Annotated in this window: 13 protein-coding genes and 2 tRNA genes; 6 read left to right on the top strand and 9 right to left on the bottom strand. The window is 63.5% G+C overall.

Annotation, left to right across the window (positions count from 1 at the left end; genetic code table 11):
• Positions 1-19 precede the first annotated feature (19 nt).
• The 4 genes from AXW84_RS02360 to mutS all read right to left on the bottom strand — a co-directional run bounded on the left by AXW84_RS02360 (position 20) and on the right by mutS (position 3,516).
• A tRNA-Leu gene (locus AXW84_RS02360) sits at positions 20-102 on the bottom strand.
• 1 nt (position 103) lies between these two features.
• The gene (locus tag AXW84_RS02355) at positions 104-592 is read right to left on the bottom strand and encodes an HNH endonuclease (RefSeq protein ID WP_068228116.1); all 489 of its coding nucleotides are present in this window, start codon (positions 590-592) and stop codon (positions 104-106) included.
• Positions 593-650: 58 nt separating this feature from the next.
• Positions 651-723 (bottom strand) — tRNA-Gly (locus AXW84_RS02350).
• A gap of 129 nt (positions 724-852) precedes the next feature.
• Positions 853-3,516, bottom strand: coding sequence for a DNA mismatch repair protein MutS (gene mutS, locus AXW84_RS02345; protein ID WP_068238837.1), 2,664 nt, complete (start codon positions 3,514-3,516; stop codon positions 853-855).
• A gap of 230 nt (positions 3,517-3,746) precedes the next feature.
• Between mutS and AXW84_RS02340 the strand changes: the two genes are divergently transcribed.
• The gene (locus tag AXW84_RS02340) at positions 3,747-4,280 is read left to right on the top strand and encodes an RNA methyltransferase (RefSeq protein WP_068228113.1); all 534 of its coding nucleotides are present in this window, start codon (positions 3,747-3,749) and stop codon (positions 4,278-4,280) included.
• Positions 4,281-4,386: 106 nt separating this feature from the next.
• Complete coding sequence (locus AXW84_RS02335; protein ID WP_068228108.1) at positions 4,387-4,806, top strand: hypothetical protein; 420 nt, start codon at positions 4,387-4,389, stop codon at positions 4,804-4,806.
• A gap of 62 nt (positions 4,807-4,868) precedes the next feature.
• On the opposite strand, the gene AXW84_RS02330 is transcribed toward AXW84_RS02335, so the two are convergent.
• Together AXW84_RS02330 and AXW84_RS02325 are read right to left on the bottom strand one after the other, a co-directional pair.
• A complete protein-coding gene (locus tag AXW84_RS02330; RefSeq protein ID WP_068228098.1) occupies positions 4,869-5,636 on the bottom strand; it encodes a TerC family protein in 768 nt (255 codons plus the stop codon).
• Between the two features lie 101 nt (positions 5,637-5,737).
• On the bottom strand, positions 5,738-6,229 hold the full coding sequence (locus AXW84_RS02325; RefSeq protein ID WP_068228095.1) for a YajQ family cyclic di-GMP-binding protein: 492 nt from the start codon (positions 6,227-6,229) through the stop codon (positions 5,738-5,740).
• Positions 6,230-6,416: 187 nt separating this feature from the next.
• On the opposite strand from AXW84_RS02325, the gene AXW84_RS02320 reads away from it, so the two are divergent.
• Positions 6,417-6,905: a PaaI family thioesterase gene (locus AXW84_RS02320; protein ID WP_068228092.1), complete on the top strand. Its 489-nt coding sequence runs from the start codon at positions 6,417-6,419 to the stop codon at positions 6,903-6,905.
• 76 nt (positions 6,906-6,981) lie between these two features.
• Here AXW84_RS02320 and AXW84_RS02315 read toward each other — a convergent pair whose 3' ends face one another.
• Complete coding sequence (locus AXW84_RS02315; RefSeq protein WP_335339480.1) at positions 6,982-7,995, bottom strand: NYN domain-containing protein; 1,014 nt, start codon at positions 7,993-7,995, stop codon at positions 6,982-6,984.
• 369 nt (positions 7,996-8,364) lie between these two features.
• A complete protein-coding gene (locus AXW84_RS02310; protein WP_068228080.1) occupies positions 8,365-9,105 on the bottom strand; it encodes a metal-dependent hydrolase in 741 nt (246 codons plus the stop codon).
• 159 nt (positions 9,106-9,264) lie between these two features.
• On the opposite strand from AXW84_RS02310, the gene mfd reads away from it, so the two are divergent.
• The 3 genes from mfd (at position 9,265) to AXW84_RS02295 (ending at position 13,603) form a co-directional block, all read left to right on the top strand.
• Positions 9,265-12,678 (top strand): transcription-repair coupling factor, encoded by a 3,414-nt coding sequence (gene mfd / locus AXW84_RS02305; RefSeq protein WP_068228079.1) that lies wholly within the window; start codon positions 9,265-9,267, stop codon positions 12,676-12,678.
• Positions 12,679-12,715: 37 nt separating this feature from the next.
• Entirely contained in the window at positions 12,716-13,078 is a 363-nt protein-coding gene (locus AXW84_RS02300; RefSeq protein ID WP_068228078.1) for a hypothetical protein, read from the top strand.
• 201 nt (positions 13,079-13,279) lie between these two features.
• The gene (locus AXW84_RS02295) at positions 13,280-13,603 is read left to right on the top strand and encodes a hypothetical protein (protein WP_068228075.1); all 324 of its coding nucleotides are present in this window, start codon (positions 13,280-13,282) and stop codon (positions 13,601-13,603) included.
• A gap of 74 nt (positions 13,604-13,677) precedes the next feature.
• On the opposite strand, the gene AXW84_RS02290 is transcribed toward AXW84_RS02295, so the two are convergent.
• The gene (locus AXW84_RS02290; RefSeq protein ID WP_068228071.1) at positions 13,678-16,206 is read right to left on the bottom strand and encodes a TonB-dependent receptor plug domain-containing protein; all 2,529 of its coding nucleotides are present in this window, start codon (positions 16,204-16,206) and stop codon (positions 13,678-13,680) included.
• Positions 16,207-16,282 lie beyond the last annotated feature (76 nt).

The following is a 16,282-nucleotide window of genomic DNA, read 5'->3' as shown; positions in this document are numbered from 1 at the left end:
GAAGCGGGGCTTTGCGTTGTACCGGAGACGGGGCTCGAACCCGTAAGCCCGTGAAGGCAAGGGATTTTAAGTCCCTCGTGTATACCATTCCACCACTCCGGCGTTATATTTTATTTTTTTGATTCTTACCGCGGTAGTTATTGGTCAGGGCGTGGCAATTGGGACAAAGTAACTGCAAATTTGCCAAACGGTGGTCGTTATTTACACCATTGGCGTGGTGTAGCTCCAATGGCATCGGTTGGCCCTGCCAAGTATTCAAGCCACAGACTTCGCAATTATCAGATTTGATGCCTTCTGCCAATAACTGCTTTCTCAAACCATGCGTGAAATTGTATGGCGAATTTTCCACCATAATTTCTTCCAGCGTGGCCTTGCGACCAAAGCTCCGATAGCGCAGTCCAGTATTCCAGCCCGCCCCGGTGAAGTGGCTCATGTCTAACCCCAGTTGCTGAATCCGGGCGTGCACCGTTTTGTAGTTGCCGCCTGCGGGCACCAGCCCGATGCGGCCCAGCACTTGCCGGATGGACAAACTTTCGGCCACCGCCTGCCGGAACTCGTCATCGGTGCTGAGGCATTTGCGCGTGGCGGCCATGGGGAGGAGTAAAACAAAAAAGACGTTGCCGGTGGGCAACGTCTTTTTTCGAACTTAGAGCGGGAGACGAGGTTCGAACTCGCGACCTCGACCTTGGCAAGGTCGCGCTCTACCAACTGAGCTACTCTCGCAATGATAACCGCGACTGGCGTAGCGGCTAATGGTTTCACAAAGGTAAGGGGATTTGGGCTGGAGGCAAGCCCAGGGCCCAAAAACTTGCCCCTGGCACAGCTTTGGGGCTCATTTTCAGCCTGAAAAATTTACGCGGGGCCCAGCGTCAGCTTCAATTCGTTCAGTTTTAGCAGCGCTTCGATAGGCGTGAGGGTGTTCACGTCGAGGTTTTGGAGCAGCTCGCGCAGGCGTTCCAGGGCCGGGTCGCCGGGCTCGAACATGCTCAGCTGAAGCTGGGCGCGCGGGGCGGTGGCCACGGCCGAGGTGGCACGGGGCCGGGGCTGGGCCGACTGGGGGCCCTCGTCGAGCCCCGCCAGCACGGCGTCGAATGCGGTGGGGGCCCCTGTCTCGTCCGCGCCGGCGCTGGTGCGCTCCACTTCGAGGTGGTGCATGATTTCGTTGGCCCGCAGCACCACGGCGGTGGGCATGCCGGCCAGCCGCGCCACGTGAATGCCGAAGCTGTGCTCAGAGCCGCCGGCCTGCAGCTTGCGCAGGAACAGGATGCGGCCGTCGGCTTCCTTCACGGCCACGTTGTAGTTGCGCACCCGGGGGCAGTCGTCGGCCAGCTGGTTCAGCTCGTGGTAGTGGGTGGCGAAGAGGGTTTTGGCCTTGGCTTTGGGGTTGTTGTGCAGGTGCTCCACGATGGCCCAGGCGATGCTGATGCCGTCGTAAGTACTTGTCCCTCTGCCAATTTCATCCATCAGCACGAGGCTGCGGTCGGAGAGGTTGTTGAGGATGGAAGCGGTTTCAGTCATCTCCACCATGAAGGTGCTTTCGCCCTTGCTCAGGTTATCGGAAGCCCCCACGCGGGTGAAAATCTTGTCGATGATGCCCACCGTGGCACTTTCGGCGGGCACGAAGGAACCGATTTGGGCCAGCAGCACGATGAGGGCCGTTTGGCGCAGCAGGGCCGATTTGCCGGCCATGTTGGGGCCCGTAATCACCACAATCTGCTGGTCGGTCTGGTCGAGGCAGATGTCGTTGGGGATGTAGCTTTCGCCGGGCGGCAGCTGGCGCTCAATCACCGGGTGGCGGCCCTGCTTGATGTCGAGCACCGTGCCGTCGTTCACCACGGGCCGCACGTAGCGGTGCTGGCGGGCCGTAAGGGCGAAGCTGGCCAGGCAGTCCATCACGCCAATGGCCCGGGCGTTCTGCTGAATCTGGGGCACGAAATCGAGCGCGCTCAGCACCAAATCGGTGTAGATGCGCTGCTCGATGACAAATAACTGTTCTTCGGCGTGAAGGATTTTCTCCTCGTAGGTTTTCAGCTCCTCGGTCACGTAGCGCTCGGCGTTCACCAGCGTCTGCTTGCGAATCCAGGCGGCGGGCACCTTGTCTTTGTGGGCGTTCGTAACCTCCAGATAATAGCCAAACACCTTGTTATAAGCCACTTTCAGCGACGAGATGCCGGTGTTGCGCTGCTCGCGGGCTTGCAGCTGCAAAAGGTAATCCTTGCCCGAAAAGGCCAGGCCGCGCAGTTCGTCCAGCTCGGCGTCCACGCCGTCGTTCAGCACGCCGCCCTGGTTGGTGAGCAAGGGCGCGTCGGGCTTGATTTTGGCCTGGATTTCCTTGCGCAGGGCCAGGCAGGGGTTGAGCTGGTCGGCCAGTTTCTCCAGGGCTCGCACGCCGGACGCGGCCAGCCGGGCGCGCATGGGCTCCACGGCTTCCAGGGCCCTGGCCAGCTGCAGCAGCTCGCGGGGGTTCACGCGGCGTACGGCCACTTTGCTGATGAGGCGCTCCAGGTCGTTGATTTGGCGCAGGTGCTGGGTGAGGTCGGCCAGCAGGTCTTCGTCGGCCACCAGGGCTCCCACGGTGTCGAGGCGGCGCTGGATCTGGCCTACTTCCTTCAGCGGCAGCACCACCCATTTGCGCAACAGCCGGGCCCCCATCGGCGTCAGCGTTTGGTCCAAAATGTCAATGAGGGGCACGCCGCCGGGGTGCTGGGCCTGGATCAGTTCCAGGTTGCGCACCGTGAAGCGGTCGAGCCACACGTACTTGTCCTCCTCCAGGCGGCCCAGGCTGGCAATGTGGCTGAGGTTGGCGTGCTTGGTTTCGGCCAGGTAGTGCAGGATGCAGCCGGCGGCGATGACGCCCTCCTTCAGGTTATCGACCCCAAAACCCTTGAGCGAGGTGGTGCGGAAGTGGCGCGTGAGCGTGTCGTGGGCGTAGTCGGGCCCAAACACCCACTCGTCGAGGGCATACGTGCAGAAATCGGGGCCAAAATGCCGCTCAAAATCGCCGCGGCTTTGCTTGCAAAACAGCACCTCGGCGGGCCCGAAGTTTTGCAGCAGCTTGCCGAGGTAGCCCACGTCGCCCTGGGCCACCAGAAACTCGCCGGTGCTGATGTCGAGGAAGGAAATTCCGGCCTCAGCTTTGCCGAAGTGAATGGCCGCCAAGTAGTTGTTGGCGCGGCGCTCCAGTACGTTGTCGTGCAGGCTCACGCCGGGCGTCACCAACTCGGTGATGCCTCTTTTCACCAAGCCTTTGGCCTGCTTGGGGTCTTCGAGCTGGTCGCAGATGGCCACGCGCTGGCCGGCGCGCACCAGCTTGGGCAGGTACGTGTCGAGCGAGTGGTGCGGGAAACCGGCCAGCGGCACTTCGCTGGGCGTGCCGCCCCCGCGCTTGGTGAGCGTGATGTCGAGGATGCGGCTGGCCGTAACGGCGTCTTCGCCAAAGGTTTCGTAGAAGTCGCCCACCCGAAACAGCAGCACCGCGCCCGGGTACTGGGTTTTGAGCTGGTAGTACTGCTTCATCAGGGGCGTGTCAATCACCGGCGCGGCGGTGAAGTGGTCGGGGCCCACGGACTTGATGACGAATTCTTTTTTGGGAGCGGACAAGGCGAAAAGACCTGGGGCGCGAAGCCGGGGCTTCGGGCGGTGGGGAAACGGCAATTACGGGCGCGGCACGGGGCGCAGGGCCCCAACAAGGTGGGGCACCAGGGCCCCAACGCGAAACGCGCCGCGGCACGTTCCTACCTTTGGCCATGCGAAAACTTACCATGGCCGAGCTGAACCGCGTGGCGGTGGCCGACTTCAAAAGTACGCCCAAAAGCCCCGTGGTTTTGGTGATGGACAACGTGCGCAGCCTGCATAACGTGGGCGCCGTATTCCGCACCGCGGATGCGTTTGCGCTCGAAAAAATCTGGCTCTGCGGCATCACTGGGCGGCCGCCGCACCGCGAAATCACCAAAACGGCCTTGGGTAGCGAGGCCGCCGTGGCCTGGGAATACGCCGCCGAAACGACCGACGCCGTGGGGGCCCTAAAAGCAGCCGGCTACCAGGTGGTGGCCGTGGAGCAAACCACGGGCAGCGTGCCGCTGCCGCAGTTCCAGCCCGCGCCGGGCCGGCCGCTGGCGCTGGTGCTGGGCAACGAAGTATTCGGTGTAGACGACGCGGTGCTGGCCCTGTGCGACGTGGCCGTAGAAATCCCGCAGTTCGGCACCAAGCACTCGCTGAACGTGGGCGTGGCGGCCGGCGTGGTGCTTTGGGACGTACTGGTGAAGCTGGGCGTGGTGTAGCCTATTGGGTTTTAGTTGGCCGTTGTGCGTTATCAGTTGTTAGCGGTTTACTGTTAGCTAGTGAACGGCCTGACAACAGACAACTAGCAACAAGCAACTAAACCCCATGCCCGATTTCCTTCGCCCCGACGACCAACTCCGCGCCCTGCGCCCCCTGGTGCCCACCGAAACGCCCGCCGACGCCGCCACCGACACCGTGGGCGACTTCCTCCACGCCACGCTGCGCCCCGTGCTGAAGCTGCAAAACGAGCTGCTGCTGGCCGCCGTGGCCGACTTCGTGCGCGACCACCACATTGCCCTGGACACCGCCGATGCCACCACCCAGCAGCGCCTACTCACCGAGCTACTGAGCCGCAACACCAAGCTGCGCGCTACCGTCATCGGCCTCGTTACGGCCCTGTTCACGGCCGCCGAATACGCCTATTACCGCACCCAACGCCCCGAGCTGAACCGCCGCCTGCTGGCCCTGGCCCAGCAGCGCGTGCTGGGCCAAACGGCCGCCGTGGGAGCCTTAGCCATCGCCTAAAAAAAGCGGTGGCGCCCGCCCGGGGCCCCACCGCTTTCGCGCGTTGCGCAGGTAATTAGTTACTAGTACTCTGAGTTGCGCAGTTGCACGGCGTCCATTTTCTTGCGCATGCGCATGTTCAGCAGCTCCACTACCAGCGAAAAGAACATGGCGAAGTAGACGTAGCCCTTGGGGATTTCCTGGTGCGCGGCTTCGAGCACCAGCATGGCCCCGATCATGACCAGGAACGAAAGGGCCAGCACTTTAATGCTGGGGTTGCGGTTCACAAAATCGGCCACTACGCCTGAAAAGGCCAGCATGATGCCCATGGCGCAAACCACGGCCGCAATCATCACCAGCACGTTGCTCACCAAACCCACAGCCGTGAGGATAGAGTCGAAGCTGAACACGATGTCGATGATGACGATTTGCACGATGACGCCCGCCATGGTGGTACCGGCCTTGCCCATGCCGGAGCTGTCTTCGTCGTGGCCTTGCAGCTTTTCGTAAATCTCCACAATGCTTTTATAAAGCAAGAACAGGCCCCCGGTCATCAAAATCAGGTCGCGGCCCGTGACGCCGAAGGGGCCCTCGGCCGTCTGGATGGGTAGCGTGAAAAGCGGGGCCCGTAGGCTCACGAGCCACGAGATGCTGGTGAGCAGGGCGATGCGGAACACCAAAGCCAGCAACAGGCCGATGGTGCGCCCCCGGGGCTGCTGCTCGCGGGGCAGCAGGTTCACGACGATGGAAATGAAGATGATGTTGTCGATGCCCAGCACGATTTCCATGAACGTGAGGGTCAGCAGGCTAATCCAGGTTTGTAGTTGCCCAAAGGCGGAAAAATCGTACATAAATTAAATGCGAAGATGGAAGAACGGGAAAACGTGAGAAATAAAAAATTAAGCAGATGGGCTATTTTTCACATTCCCACATCACCTCATTTTCACCTTTCTTAGCTCTTCATGTTCACGAACTGCAGCGGCAGGCCAATGTCGGCGCGGCGCAGCACGGCAATGGCGGCCTGCAAGTCGTCGATTTTCTTGGCCGTCACGCGCACTTGGTCGTCCTGCATCTGGGCCTCCACCTTCACCTTGGCGTCTTTGATGGCCTTGATGATTTTGCGGCCAAAATCCTTGTCCACGCCGGCGCGCACCTTGATGGTTTTTTTGATGAGCTGGCCGCTGGGCTGCTCGTCGGCCGTGAAGTCGAGGCTGGTGCCGTCGATGCCCTGCTTCACCACGCGGCCCAGCAAAATGTCTTCGAGGGCCTTCACGCGCATCGAGTTTTCCGAGGAAAGCAGGATGGTGTTTTCTTTCTTGTTGAGCTCGATGCCGCCCTTGGTGTCGCGCAGGTCGTAGCGGGTCAGGAGTTCTTTTTGGGCCGTGTTCACCGCGTTTTCGAGGGTTTGCGGGTCCACTTTGCTCACGATATCGAAGGATGCCATGTCGGAAGGTTAATTGAAGTACAGGTGAAGGTGCCACCGCCGGTGCGAAGATAGCCGGGGCCCGGGTGCATCTTTGCGCCCCGCCCCGGGGCCCCGGCCAGCCAAAACGGCCTTGTAGTACGCGGCGGGCCGCTGGGCGTTGCCCGGGCTGCTGGAGCCGTAGCGTTTGTTTTTCCGCTTTCCCGCCATGCCCCCCCTCCCCGACCTCGCCGCCATGGTGGCCGTCTACAACCAAATCAACCACTACGGCCGCGCCAACGGCATGGCGCTGGACGTGCCGGGCCCCGGCCAAGCCGACTACCGGATGCGCGTGCGCTCCGAGCATTTATCGTCGCCCAACACTTGCCACGGCGGCGTGCTGGCCGGCCTCATGGACGCCGCCCTCGGGGCGGCGGCCCTCACGCTGGCCTTCACCGCCCAGGAACTGGTTTCAACCGTCGAGTTCAAGATGAACTACCTGCACGCCGTGCACCTGCACGACGAGCTGCGCGCCGAGGGCCGCGTGGAGCACACCGGCCAGCGCCTGCTGGTGAGCAGTTGCGTGGTGTACCGCGTGGTGGCCGGGGCCCCCGACGTGGCCGTGGCCCGCGGCCTGGGCACCTTTAACCGCTACCCGGCCGATAAGCGCGACTTCGCGCACTTGCTGCGGGGGCCCCAGTCCGACCACATTCGCTAGCCTGCACCCGCGCCGGGGCCCAAAAAAAGCGCCGCGGGGGCCCCGCGGCGCTTTTTCTTTTTGCAATCGGCGGGCCTTACAGCTCGACGGGCACCGTTTGCAGGTCGGGCTCGGGCTCGTAGTCGTCGGTTTCCGACAGCTGGGGGGCAGTCACTTTGCGCACATTGCGGGCGCAATCCTCGTCGCGGTGGTTGCGGCCCACCGTGAACTCCACCCAGTCGCCCTCGCGCAGGTCGTTGAAGTCGCCTTCGGTGAGGTCGGCGTAGCTGAAGAACAAGTTGTTGGGCGGCATCACCACGAAGCCAAAGCCATTTTTCAGGTTCTTAATGGTGCTCATGCCGGTGGTGCCCACGGGGCCCGCGGCGGTGGGGCCGTTGGGGCGGGCGGGCTTGGGCGCGGCAGAAGCGGTGGCCATGGTGCTGGGCGCAAACGCGGCCGGCTCCGACTGGCTCACGAACAGGGCCTCCACCACTTCGTCCTGGGCGGTCAGGCCGCGGTCAATTACGGCGTGCATGGCCACGGGGTAGGTCACTTGCTCCAGCAGCTGCTGCGAGGCGCGCGTCACGCGGGTTTCGCCCTTGAAGTCCTCGTACTTGAAGTCCCAGTTCAGCAGCATCACGCGGGTGCCCACGGTGTTGAGCTTGCGGATCAGGGGCACGTAGTCCGAATCACCGGCGATGAGCACCACCACATCGAGGGTTTTGTGCAGGGCCAGCTCCAGGGCCTCCAGCGAGAGCCACACGTCGATGCCTTTTTCCTGCAGGCGGCCGTCGCGGGTTTTCAGGGGCATGTAGTGGGTGCTCACGCCCAGGTTCATCAAAATATCGTCGAGCAGGCGGTCGTGGAACAGGCGGTCTTTGTCGCGGGCCTCGGTAGCGGAGAGGCGGCCCCGGAAAAAGTGGGCATCGGTGATTTGCGCCAAGCGTACATCTACATCTTCTTCCTCCGCAACTTGGTGGCGAATAAATTCGTGCAGCCCTTCGAGACTGATCCGCGCCTTCCGCTCGTGCTGGAAATAGTAATAGTCGCTGATTTTTAAAAAATAATTGCCGTCGTAGAACACGCCGACGCGAATCAGGGGGCTATTCATCTGGTTCATGCGGATGGTGGGGTAAAATAGTAGTAAATGAGAGACGTTTTAAGTGAGATGTGCGGACAGGACCCTGCCGCGCTTCACCAAAGCGGCAGCGCGGAACGGGGCAGTTCAGAAGTAAGTGGGGAAAGCCGGCGGCCGAGAACCGGGCCGACTGGGGCCCCAGCGGGCCGTTAATTAATAATTATAGTGACTAATTAAGCGTAACCCCGGCCGGTAGAACCAATTAATAACGAAGAAATAACGTATAAATCGGCACCTAACTCCTGCCCTCTCTGCACATATCCACTGCGAAGCTAATAGCCCGTGCCGACTAATGCAACCGATTGCCAGTTTCTTTTACACCCGAAGCACAGAAAATAACATCTAAAATCCTATTTTGCCCATTATTAGCCCCAGCACTAACAGCGCGTAACCCGCGCAAATACTCACCTCGAGCACGTTGCCTGAGGGCGAGCCGGTGCGGATGAGCGGGACTTTAAAGGAGTACCCCAGCAGCGGAAATAGCCAGCGCACGCCGGCTTTGGTGAGGGTATCGGCCACGAGGTGCGAGGCGTAGCCAGCGCCCGCAAACAGGGCCACGCCGCGCCAGCCCAGGTGGTGCTCGGCCAGGTAGCCGACGTAGGTCCAGAAGGCGGTGGCCCACACCGTGTGCGTCCAGGAGCGGTGGCTGGTGAAGGGCGCCAGGGCGATGAAGGCCCCCAGCAGGCTCAGCCACACCTGCCCGGCGTAGAGGCCCGCCACGCCCGTGCCCAGCCCCGTGAACAGCAGCGCCAGCCGCCGCGTGGAGCCGCCCTGCAAGCCGGCCCCCAGCAAGCCAAAGCCCAAGGCAATGAGGTAATAAAGCCGCTGCCCGCCGCCCACGTGCAGGTGCAGGTAGCTGTAGGCCCCGATAACCAGCGCCGCCGCCACGAAGGCCCAGCGCACGTAGTGCTGCGCGAAGCCCAGGCGCTGGCTCAGGCGGCTTTCGGGGTGGTCAAGGTCGGGGGCCAGGGCCGAGAAGCCGGCCAGGGCAATGCCGGGCAGCGACGCCGGCACGCCCGGGGCCAGGCCCGCAATGGCCACGCCCGTGATGAGGCCGATGACCAGGTGAGAAGATCCGCGCACTAAAAATTGACTAACGATAAAAGGGCCGCAAAGCTACGCGGCCCGCCCGCGGGGGCCCCGGAAACCTTCGCTGGCCCCCGGGTGTATTGCAGGGGCCAGCCCGGCCGGAACGCGTTCCGGTCGGGCTGCTTTACGTGTTTCTGCCTAGCCCCAATCGTTGTGCAAGTAGTTGATTTTCTGCGTCTATACCGCCTTTCGCCCGAAATTCAGACCCTGGCGGCCCGCCTGCGCGAGGCCGCCAAGCCGGGCCCCGGCGGCGTGCGCCTGCACCTGCGTGGCCTCGTGGGCAGCCAGGATGCGGTAGTGGCCGCCGCGGCCGCCAACCCACAGCACGCCCACGTATTCGTGCTGCACGACAAGGAGGAAGCCGCGTATTTCCTGGCCGATTTGCAGCACTTGCTGCCCGAGGGCAGCGAGGCGCTGCTGTTCCCCAGCTCGTACAAGCGGCCCTACCAGTTCGACGAAACCGAGAACGCCAACGTGCTGATGCGCGCCGAGGCCCTGAACCGCCTCAACACGGTGCGCGGCGGGGCGGCGGGCCAGGGCGTGTTCATCGCCACGTATCCCGAGGCCCTCACGGAGAAGGTTATCAACCGCCAGAGCCTGGTGAAGAACACGTTCACGGCCAAAACGGGCGACAAGCTGGACGTGAATTTCCTGGGCGAGCTGCTGGGCGAGTACGACTTTGAGAAGACGGATTTTGTGTACGAGGCCGGGCAGTACGCCGTGCGCGGCGGCATCGTGGACGTGTTCAGCTACGCCAACGAGCTGCCGTTTCGGCTGGAGTTATTTGGCGACGAGATTGAGAGCATCCGCACGTTTAACCCCGAAACGCAGCTATCGGTGGAGCCGCGGCCGCAGGTGAGCATCATTCCCAACGTGCAGACCAAGCTGTTGCAGGAAAAGCGGGAGGCGTTTTTTGAGTTCTTGCCCCCCACGGCCTGCCTGTGGCTGAAGGACGTGCGCCAGACGCTGGACGTGGTGACGGACTTATTCGAGCGCGCGGAAGCCAATTTCCAGGCGATGCTGGGCGAGGGCGGCGGGATGCAAATCGTGAGCAAGCCGGCTGACTTGTTCGAGTCGGGCAAGAACTTCAAGAAGTCGCTCGACGGGTTCGCGGTGGTGGAATTCGGTAAGCGGTTCCACTTCAAGAACGCCGACGCGTTTCAGTTCGCGGCCAAGCCGCAGCCGAGCTTCAACAAGGAATTTCCGCGGATGGCGAAGAACCTGCGCGAGAACCAGGTGCGCGACTTCACCACAATTATCGCCGCCGACACGGTGCGGCAGGCCGACCGGCTGCGCACGATTTTCGACGAGATTGACAACAACGTGCAGTTCCAGCACCTGCTGCTGGCCCTGCGCGAGGGCTACGTGGACGAGCAGATGGGCCTGGCCGTGTACACGGACCACCAGCTGTTTGAGCGCTACTATAGGGCCCAGGAAACCAAGAAGTTCTCAAAGAAGAAGGCGCTGACGCTGCGCGAGCTAAAGACCTTGCAACCCGGTGACTATGTGACGCATCAGGACTATGGCATTGCCCGGTTTGCGGGCCTGACCCAGGTGGACATCAACGGGCAGATTCAGGAAGCTATTCGGCTGGTGTACCGCGACGACGACGTACTGACGGTGAGCATCCACGCGCTGCACAAGATTGCCAAGTACAGCGGCGCCGAAGGGTCCCCACCCAGCATGAGCAAGCTGGGCTCGCCGGAGTGGGAGAACAAGAAGAAGGCCGTCAAGAAGAAAGTGAAGGACATCGCGGCCGACCTCATCCGGCTGTACGCCAAGCGCAAGACGGCCCCGGGCTTCGCCTTTTCGGCCGACGGCTTTATGCAAGCGGAGCTGGAATCGAGCTTCATTTACGAGGATACGCCCGACCAGGCCAAGGCCACCGAGGACGTGAAGTACGACATGCAGCAGCCCCACCCGATGGACCGCTTGGTGTGCGGCGATGTGGGCTTCGGCAAGACGGAGGTAGCGATTCGGGCGGCGTTCAAGGCCGTGGCCGACGGCAAACAGGCGGCGGTGCTGGTGCCGACGACCATCCTAGCGATGCAACACTACAAGACGTTCCGCGACCGGCTGGCCACGCTGCCCGTGACGGTGGAGTACGTGAACCGCTTCAAAACCACGAAGCAGATCAAGGAAACCTTGCAGCGCGTGGCGGAGGGCAAAACCGACATCCTCATCGGCACGCACCGACTTACTAATAAGGACATCGTTTTTAAAGACCTCGGGCTGCTGATTATTGACGAGGAGCAGAAGTTCGGTGTAAAGACCAAGGACAAGCTGAAGGAGCTGAAGGTGAACGTGGACACGCTCACGCTCTCGGCCACGCCGATTCCGCGGACGCTGCACTTTTCGCTGATGGGGGCCCGGGATTTGAGCGTGATTGCCACGCCGCCGCCCAACCGCCAGCCGGTGCAAACCGAGCTGCACGTGTATGATGAAATCCTGATTCGCGACGCGGTGGCGCGGGAGCTGAAGCGCGGCGGGCAGGTGTTTTTCGTGCACAACCGCATCAAGGACATCGAGGAAGTGGCGGGCATGATTCTGCGCCTCGTACCGGACGCCAAGATTACCTACGCCCACGGCCAGATGGAAGGTGACCTGCTGGAAAAGCGCATGATGAAGTTCGTGGAGGGCGAATACGACGTGTTGGTGAGCACAAGCATCATCGAGAGCGGGCTCGACATTCCGAACGCCAACACCATCATCATCAACCGGGCCCACCTGGCCGGCCTGAGCGACCTGCACCAGATGCGGGGCCGCGTGGGCCGCTCCAACCGCAAGGCCTACTGCTACTTGCTGACGCCGCCCGTGGCCAACCTGCCCGCCGACGCCCGCAAGCGCCTGAGCACGCTGGAGGAGTTTTCGGACTTGGGCGCGGGCTTCAACGTGGCCATGCGCGACCTCGACATTCGCGGGGCCGGCAACCTGCTGGGCGGCGAGCAGAGCGGCTTCATCAACGACCTGGGCTACGAAACCTACCACCAGATCCTGGACGAGGCGGTGCGTGAATTGAAGGAAACCGAGTTCAAAGACCTGTTCATGGGCGACTCGAACCAGCGCCTGCAAGCCGCCGCCGGGGCCGCCCGCAACCACGAGTGCAGCGTGGAAACCGACCGCCAGGTGCTGATACCGGACCGCTACGTAAGTAACGTGTCGGAGCGCTTGCAGCTCTACGCCAAGCTGGATAGGGCCGAAAAGCCTGAGGCTTTGCGCAAGTTGCTGGCCAGCATGGTGGACCGCTTCGGGCCCCTGCCGGCCGAAGTGGAGCAGCTCGCCGACCTCGTGCGCCTGCGCTGGCAGGCCGGCCGCCTGGGCTTCGCCAAGCTCACGCTGAAGCGCGACACGCTGAAGGGCTACCTGCCCGCGGGCCCCGACCACCAGGCGTACTTCCAGGGCGACCAGTTTGGCGACATTCTCAACTACGTGCAGACCCACGCCCGAAGCGCGAGCATGAAGGAACGCAAAGAGCAGCTGGTGATTACGTTCGAGGAAGTGAAGTCTATTCCGCAGGCCAAAAAGGTGCTGGCCGAGCTCGGCAGTGCCGAATTGGTGGAGGCGTAAAGCCAGATTTTGCTACCTTGTGTAAAATAATTAACCCATGGATTACAACGAGCGTTTTGGACAGATTGAGGCCCTGCTGGCCGACCTGCTGCGCCGCATGGATCGGCAGGCCGAACAAATGGACCGGCAGAGCGGCCAGATTGACGACATCATTGGCATTCTGAAAATATCTGATGCTCGTCAAACCCGGGTGGAAGAGCGGCAGGACGCAATGTTAGTTAGAATAGAGCAACAAGGCGAGCGGCTGGATAAGCTGCTGCAAACCCAGATGAAGATGCTGGAAATGATGAGCTACAACGCGAACCGCACAGATGAGCTGGAGCGCAAATTCCCAATCCTCACCGCCTACGAAGCGCGTTTTCAACGGCTGGAAGCGGCCGTTTTCAACAAGGCCAGCTAGGCTTCCAGCGCTTGAGAGCTTACTAAATCCCGGCTTGGTGCTTACCAAGCCGGGATTTTTATTGGCGTATCCGCCCCTGCGGCTCACCGCCAACCGAAGCTGAACAATGGGGGCGTAGGCGTACAAAAAACCCGGCGCGGGGCGGGCCAAAATGCCGCGAAAAGTGTTGTTCTTTTCCACGCTCTCTCTCCTTCCTGTTTTATGAAAAAGCTCCTTTTTCTGGCCGCGCTGGCGGCCGGCATCACCACCGCTTCGGCGCAAGCGCCGGGCTCGGCCCAGGGCAAAGCGGGGCCCACCAACCATAAGCCCGTGACGGGCGACCCCGTGACGGCGGCTCCCAACGGCCCGGTAAACGCCGGCGTGAAGCCCGGCCAGAAAGTGAACACGGCCCCCGCCACGGGCGCCAACCGCGCTTCGCGCTCCAGTTCGACTCTCAAGGCAGCCAACCAGGGCACGGCTACGGCCAGCAGCCTGCCCCAAGCCATGGGCAAAAACGCCGCCGTGAAGCCCGGCGCGAAGAAATAATTTTCACCAGGCCCCTAAAAAAGAGAGGCCCTGCGCACGTGCGCAGGGCCTCTCTTTTTGCCTGTCGTTCGGCGCTACTTGCCCTGCACCGTCACGGTGGCGGTGCCGCGCACGGGCTGGCCGGTGGCCGTGATGCCCTCGACGGTAGCGCGGAAGGTACCGCTGACGTCGGCGGTGAAGAAGGTAAGCGTGGCCTCGCCGGCGGCGTCGGTGCGCACCGTGGGGTTCCAGTAGAGGGACGTGCGGCGCGGGTCGGGGCCCGGGGCCGTGAGCGTGGGGGCCCCGTAACGCGGCGCGTAGAACTCGCGGGCCTGGTAGTAGCCGGGCAGCTTCACGGTGGCGATGCCCGGGGCGGGGCCCTTGTCGGCGCCCTTGTACTTGGGATCGGCGCGCTTGGTGTAGATGGCGATGACGCCGCCACTGCCACCAAAGATGGCGCCCTCGTTGCCCTTGAAGACTTCCACCGACTGAATGTCGCTCGACACGAGGGTGTTGATGACGTCGGCGTCTACCCGCATGCCGTCGAGGATGAACTGCGGCGTGCCTTGGTTGCGGATTTGGATTTGCATATTCGGCGGGGAGCCGCTGATGGTGAGGCCGGCCACGCGCCCTTGCAGCACCTGGAAAACGCTCAGGCCCGACTGCGCCGCGGGCGTGTTGGCAAAATCAACCACGGTGCCGCCCGTGGCCCCGTAGAGGCGGCGGGGGTCGTCGGGGGGCACGGCCACGCGCTTGGCCGTTACGGCCACGTTGTCGAGCAGGATGTTGCGGGCCACCATGCCGGCGGGGTGCCGCGAGGGGTCCATCTCGTGCTCGTCGGCCTGCTGCTGGCGGCTGCGCTTCACAAAATCCGCGACCGGGGCCGGCGGCGTGGGCAGCGGCGGCAGCCGCAGGTTTTCCACCGAGGGCCCCGTATCGGGCCGAATAACCACGTTGGAGCCGCCCTGCGCGCGCCGGGCCTGCAAGGTCACAATGGCCGTATCGCGCCCATCGAAGCCCACGAAGCGGAAGCGGCCGGCGGCGTTGGTGACGCCGGTGGTGACCTGCCGAATGGGCCGGGTTTCGACGAACGTGAGCTGGCTGTTGGGGATGGGGCGGTAGCCGTGCTCGCTCAGCACCTGCCCGCCCAGGGCCAGGGCCTGGTCGGCGGGGTATTCGAGGGAGACGGCCTGGCCGCTCACCACATTTTTCCACACGAAGCGCCGCCAGCCCTGCGTCAGCAGCAGGTCGTCGAGGGCGCGGGCGGTTTCGGCGGTGGGGTTTTGAAAGTAGTAGCCGGGGCCCTCCACGTAGCCCGCCAGGTCGGAGGTCAGCAGCAGGTTCGAGGCAATGGTTTCGGCGGTGGGGTCGAGGTTGGCCAGGGCCGTTTCGACCACCGACACCGACAACCGCGTGGCGGCCAGGGGCTGGCCGGCGGCGTCGGCCACGCGCACCTTCATCTGCACCGGGGCCCGCAGGCCGTAGGGGCTGGTTTTATCGGGGGTGAGGGCGGCGGGCAGCGCGGCCGGGCCGTTTTGCACGAAGGCCAGGCGCTCGGCCTGCGGCGTGCCCTGGGCATCCACCAGCGTCAGGTGCAGGATGCCATTCGGGTAGCGCGCCTTCGATACCTTCCAGGTGGCAGGAGCCGCGCCGATGGGGCGCGGGGCCATGTACACCAGGAAGCCGCGCACCTCCGTCAGCAGCATTACCGGGCCGGGCACGGGGGCCCCGGCGGGGCCTTGGTAGTGGGCTTCCACCGCGTAGTCGGCGCCGGCATCGGTCACGCGCAGGGCGTAGCCGCTGGCCTGCACGGCGGGCAGGGCGTAGTCGGCAGTGGTGCCGCCGGGTAAGGCCACACGGGCGCGGTAGTGCTGGCCAGCGGCGGGCGTGAAAGTGAAGTGCCCCATGCCCAGGTGGGTGGTGGCGAAATTGGGCACCACGGCCGCGTTGCGGTCGTCCACTATCTGGGCCTTGATGTCCACGCCGCGGCCGTTGGCGTCTACCGCCTTGCAGGCCACCACGGTGGGCAGGCCGGCCACCAGGGCCCCGCCCTCGGGGAAGAACTGCACGTCGGGCCGGCCCGCGGGCACGGCGGGGGCCCCGGCGGCGGGCCGGCGCACGGCGGGGGGCGGCGGGGCGTTAGCGGTGTAGGGCGAGGCGGCCCACACCTGCAAGCGGCGGCTGTACACGAAGTCGTCGCCGGCGTTGCGCATCCAGTTGGTGTAGGCGCGCAGCTGGTAGGTGCCAGCGGCCAGCGTGTCGGCCACATCGAGGTCGCCGTAGGCGCGGCCGCCTTGCAGGCGCAGGGTGCGCCGGGCCACAATTTTTTGCTCGGGCGACACCAAATCGACGTACAGCACCTTGCTCAGCGAGTCGGCCTGGTGGCGCAGGCCGTCCACCACGTAGGCGCTGAACCAGATGGTTTCGCCGGTGGCGTACACGGGTTTGTCGAGGTGGAGGTAGGCTTTTTCGGGCAGCACGGTGGCGTAGTATTCGCTCACCTGGCGGGCCAGCCGCTGGAGGATGCTCTCGTCGACCGGGCGGGGCCGGGCGGCCCCCAGCGCCAGCAGGCCACCACCCGCGAGCAGCGCCAGGGCCCAATTCCGGGAAAAATGTGCGTTCATGCGGGAAAGCTACCAAGGAAATGGGCCGTTGGCCCCGCGCGGGGGCCCCAGCCAAGTGATGGCGAGGTGAAGCCGC

It is taken from the genome of Hymenobacter sp. PAMC 26628 (genome assembly GCF_001562275.1).
Taxonomy (GTDB): domain Bacteria; phylum Bacteroidota; class Bacteroidia; order Cytophagales; family Hymenobacteraceae; genus Hymenobacter.
The sequence above is the reverse complement of the archived record's forward strand: the minus strand, read 5'-3'. Positions and strand labels throughout refer to the sequence as shown.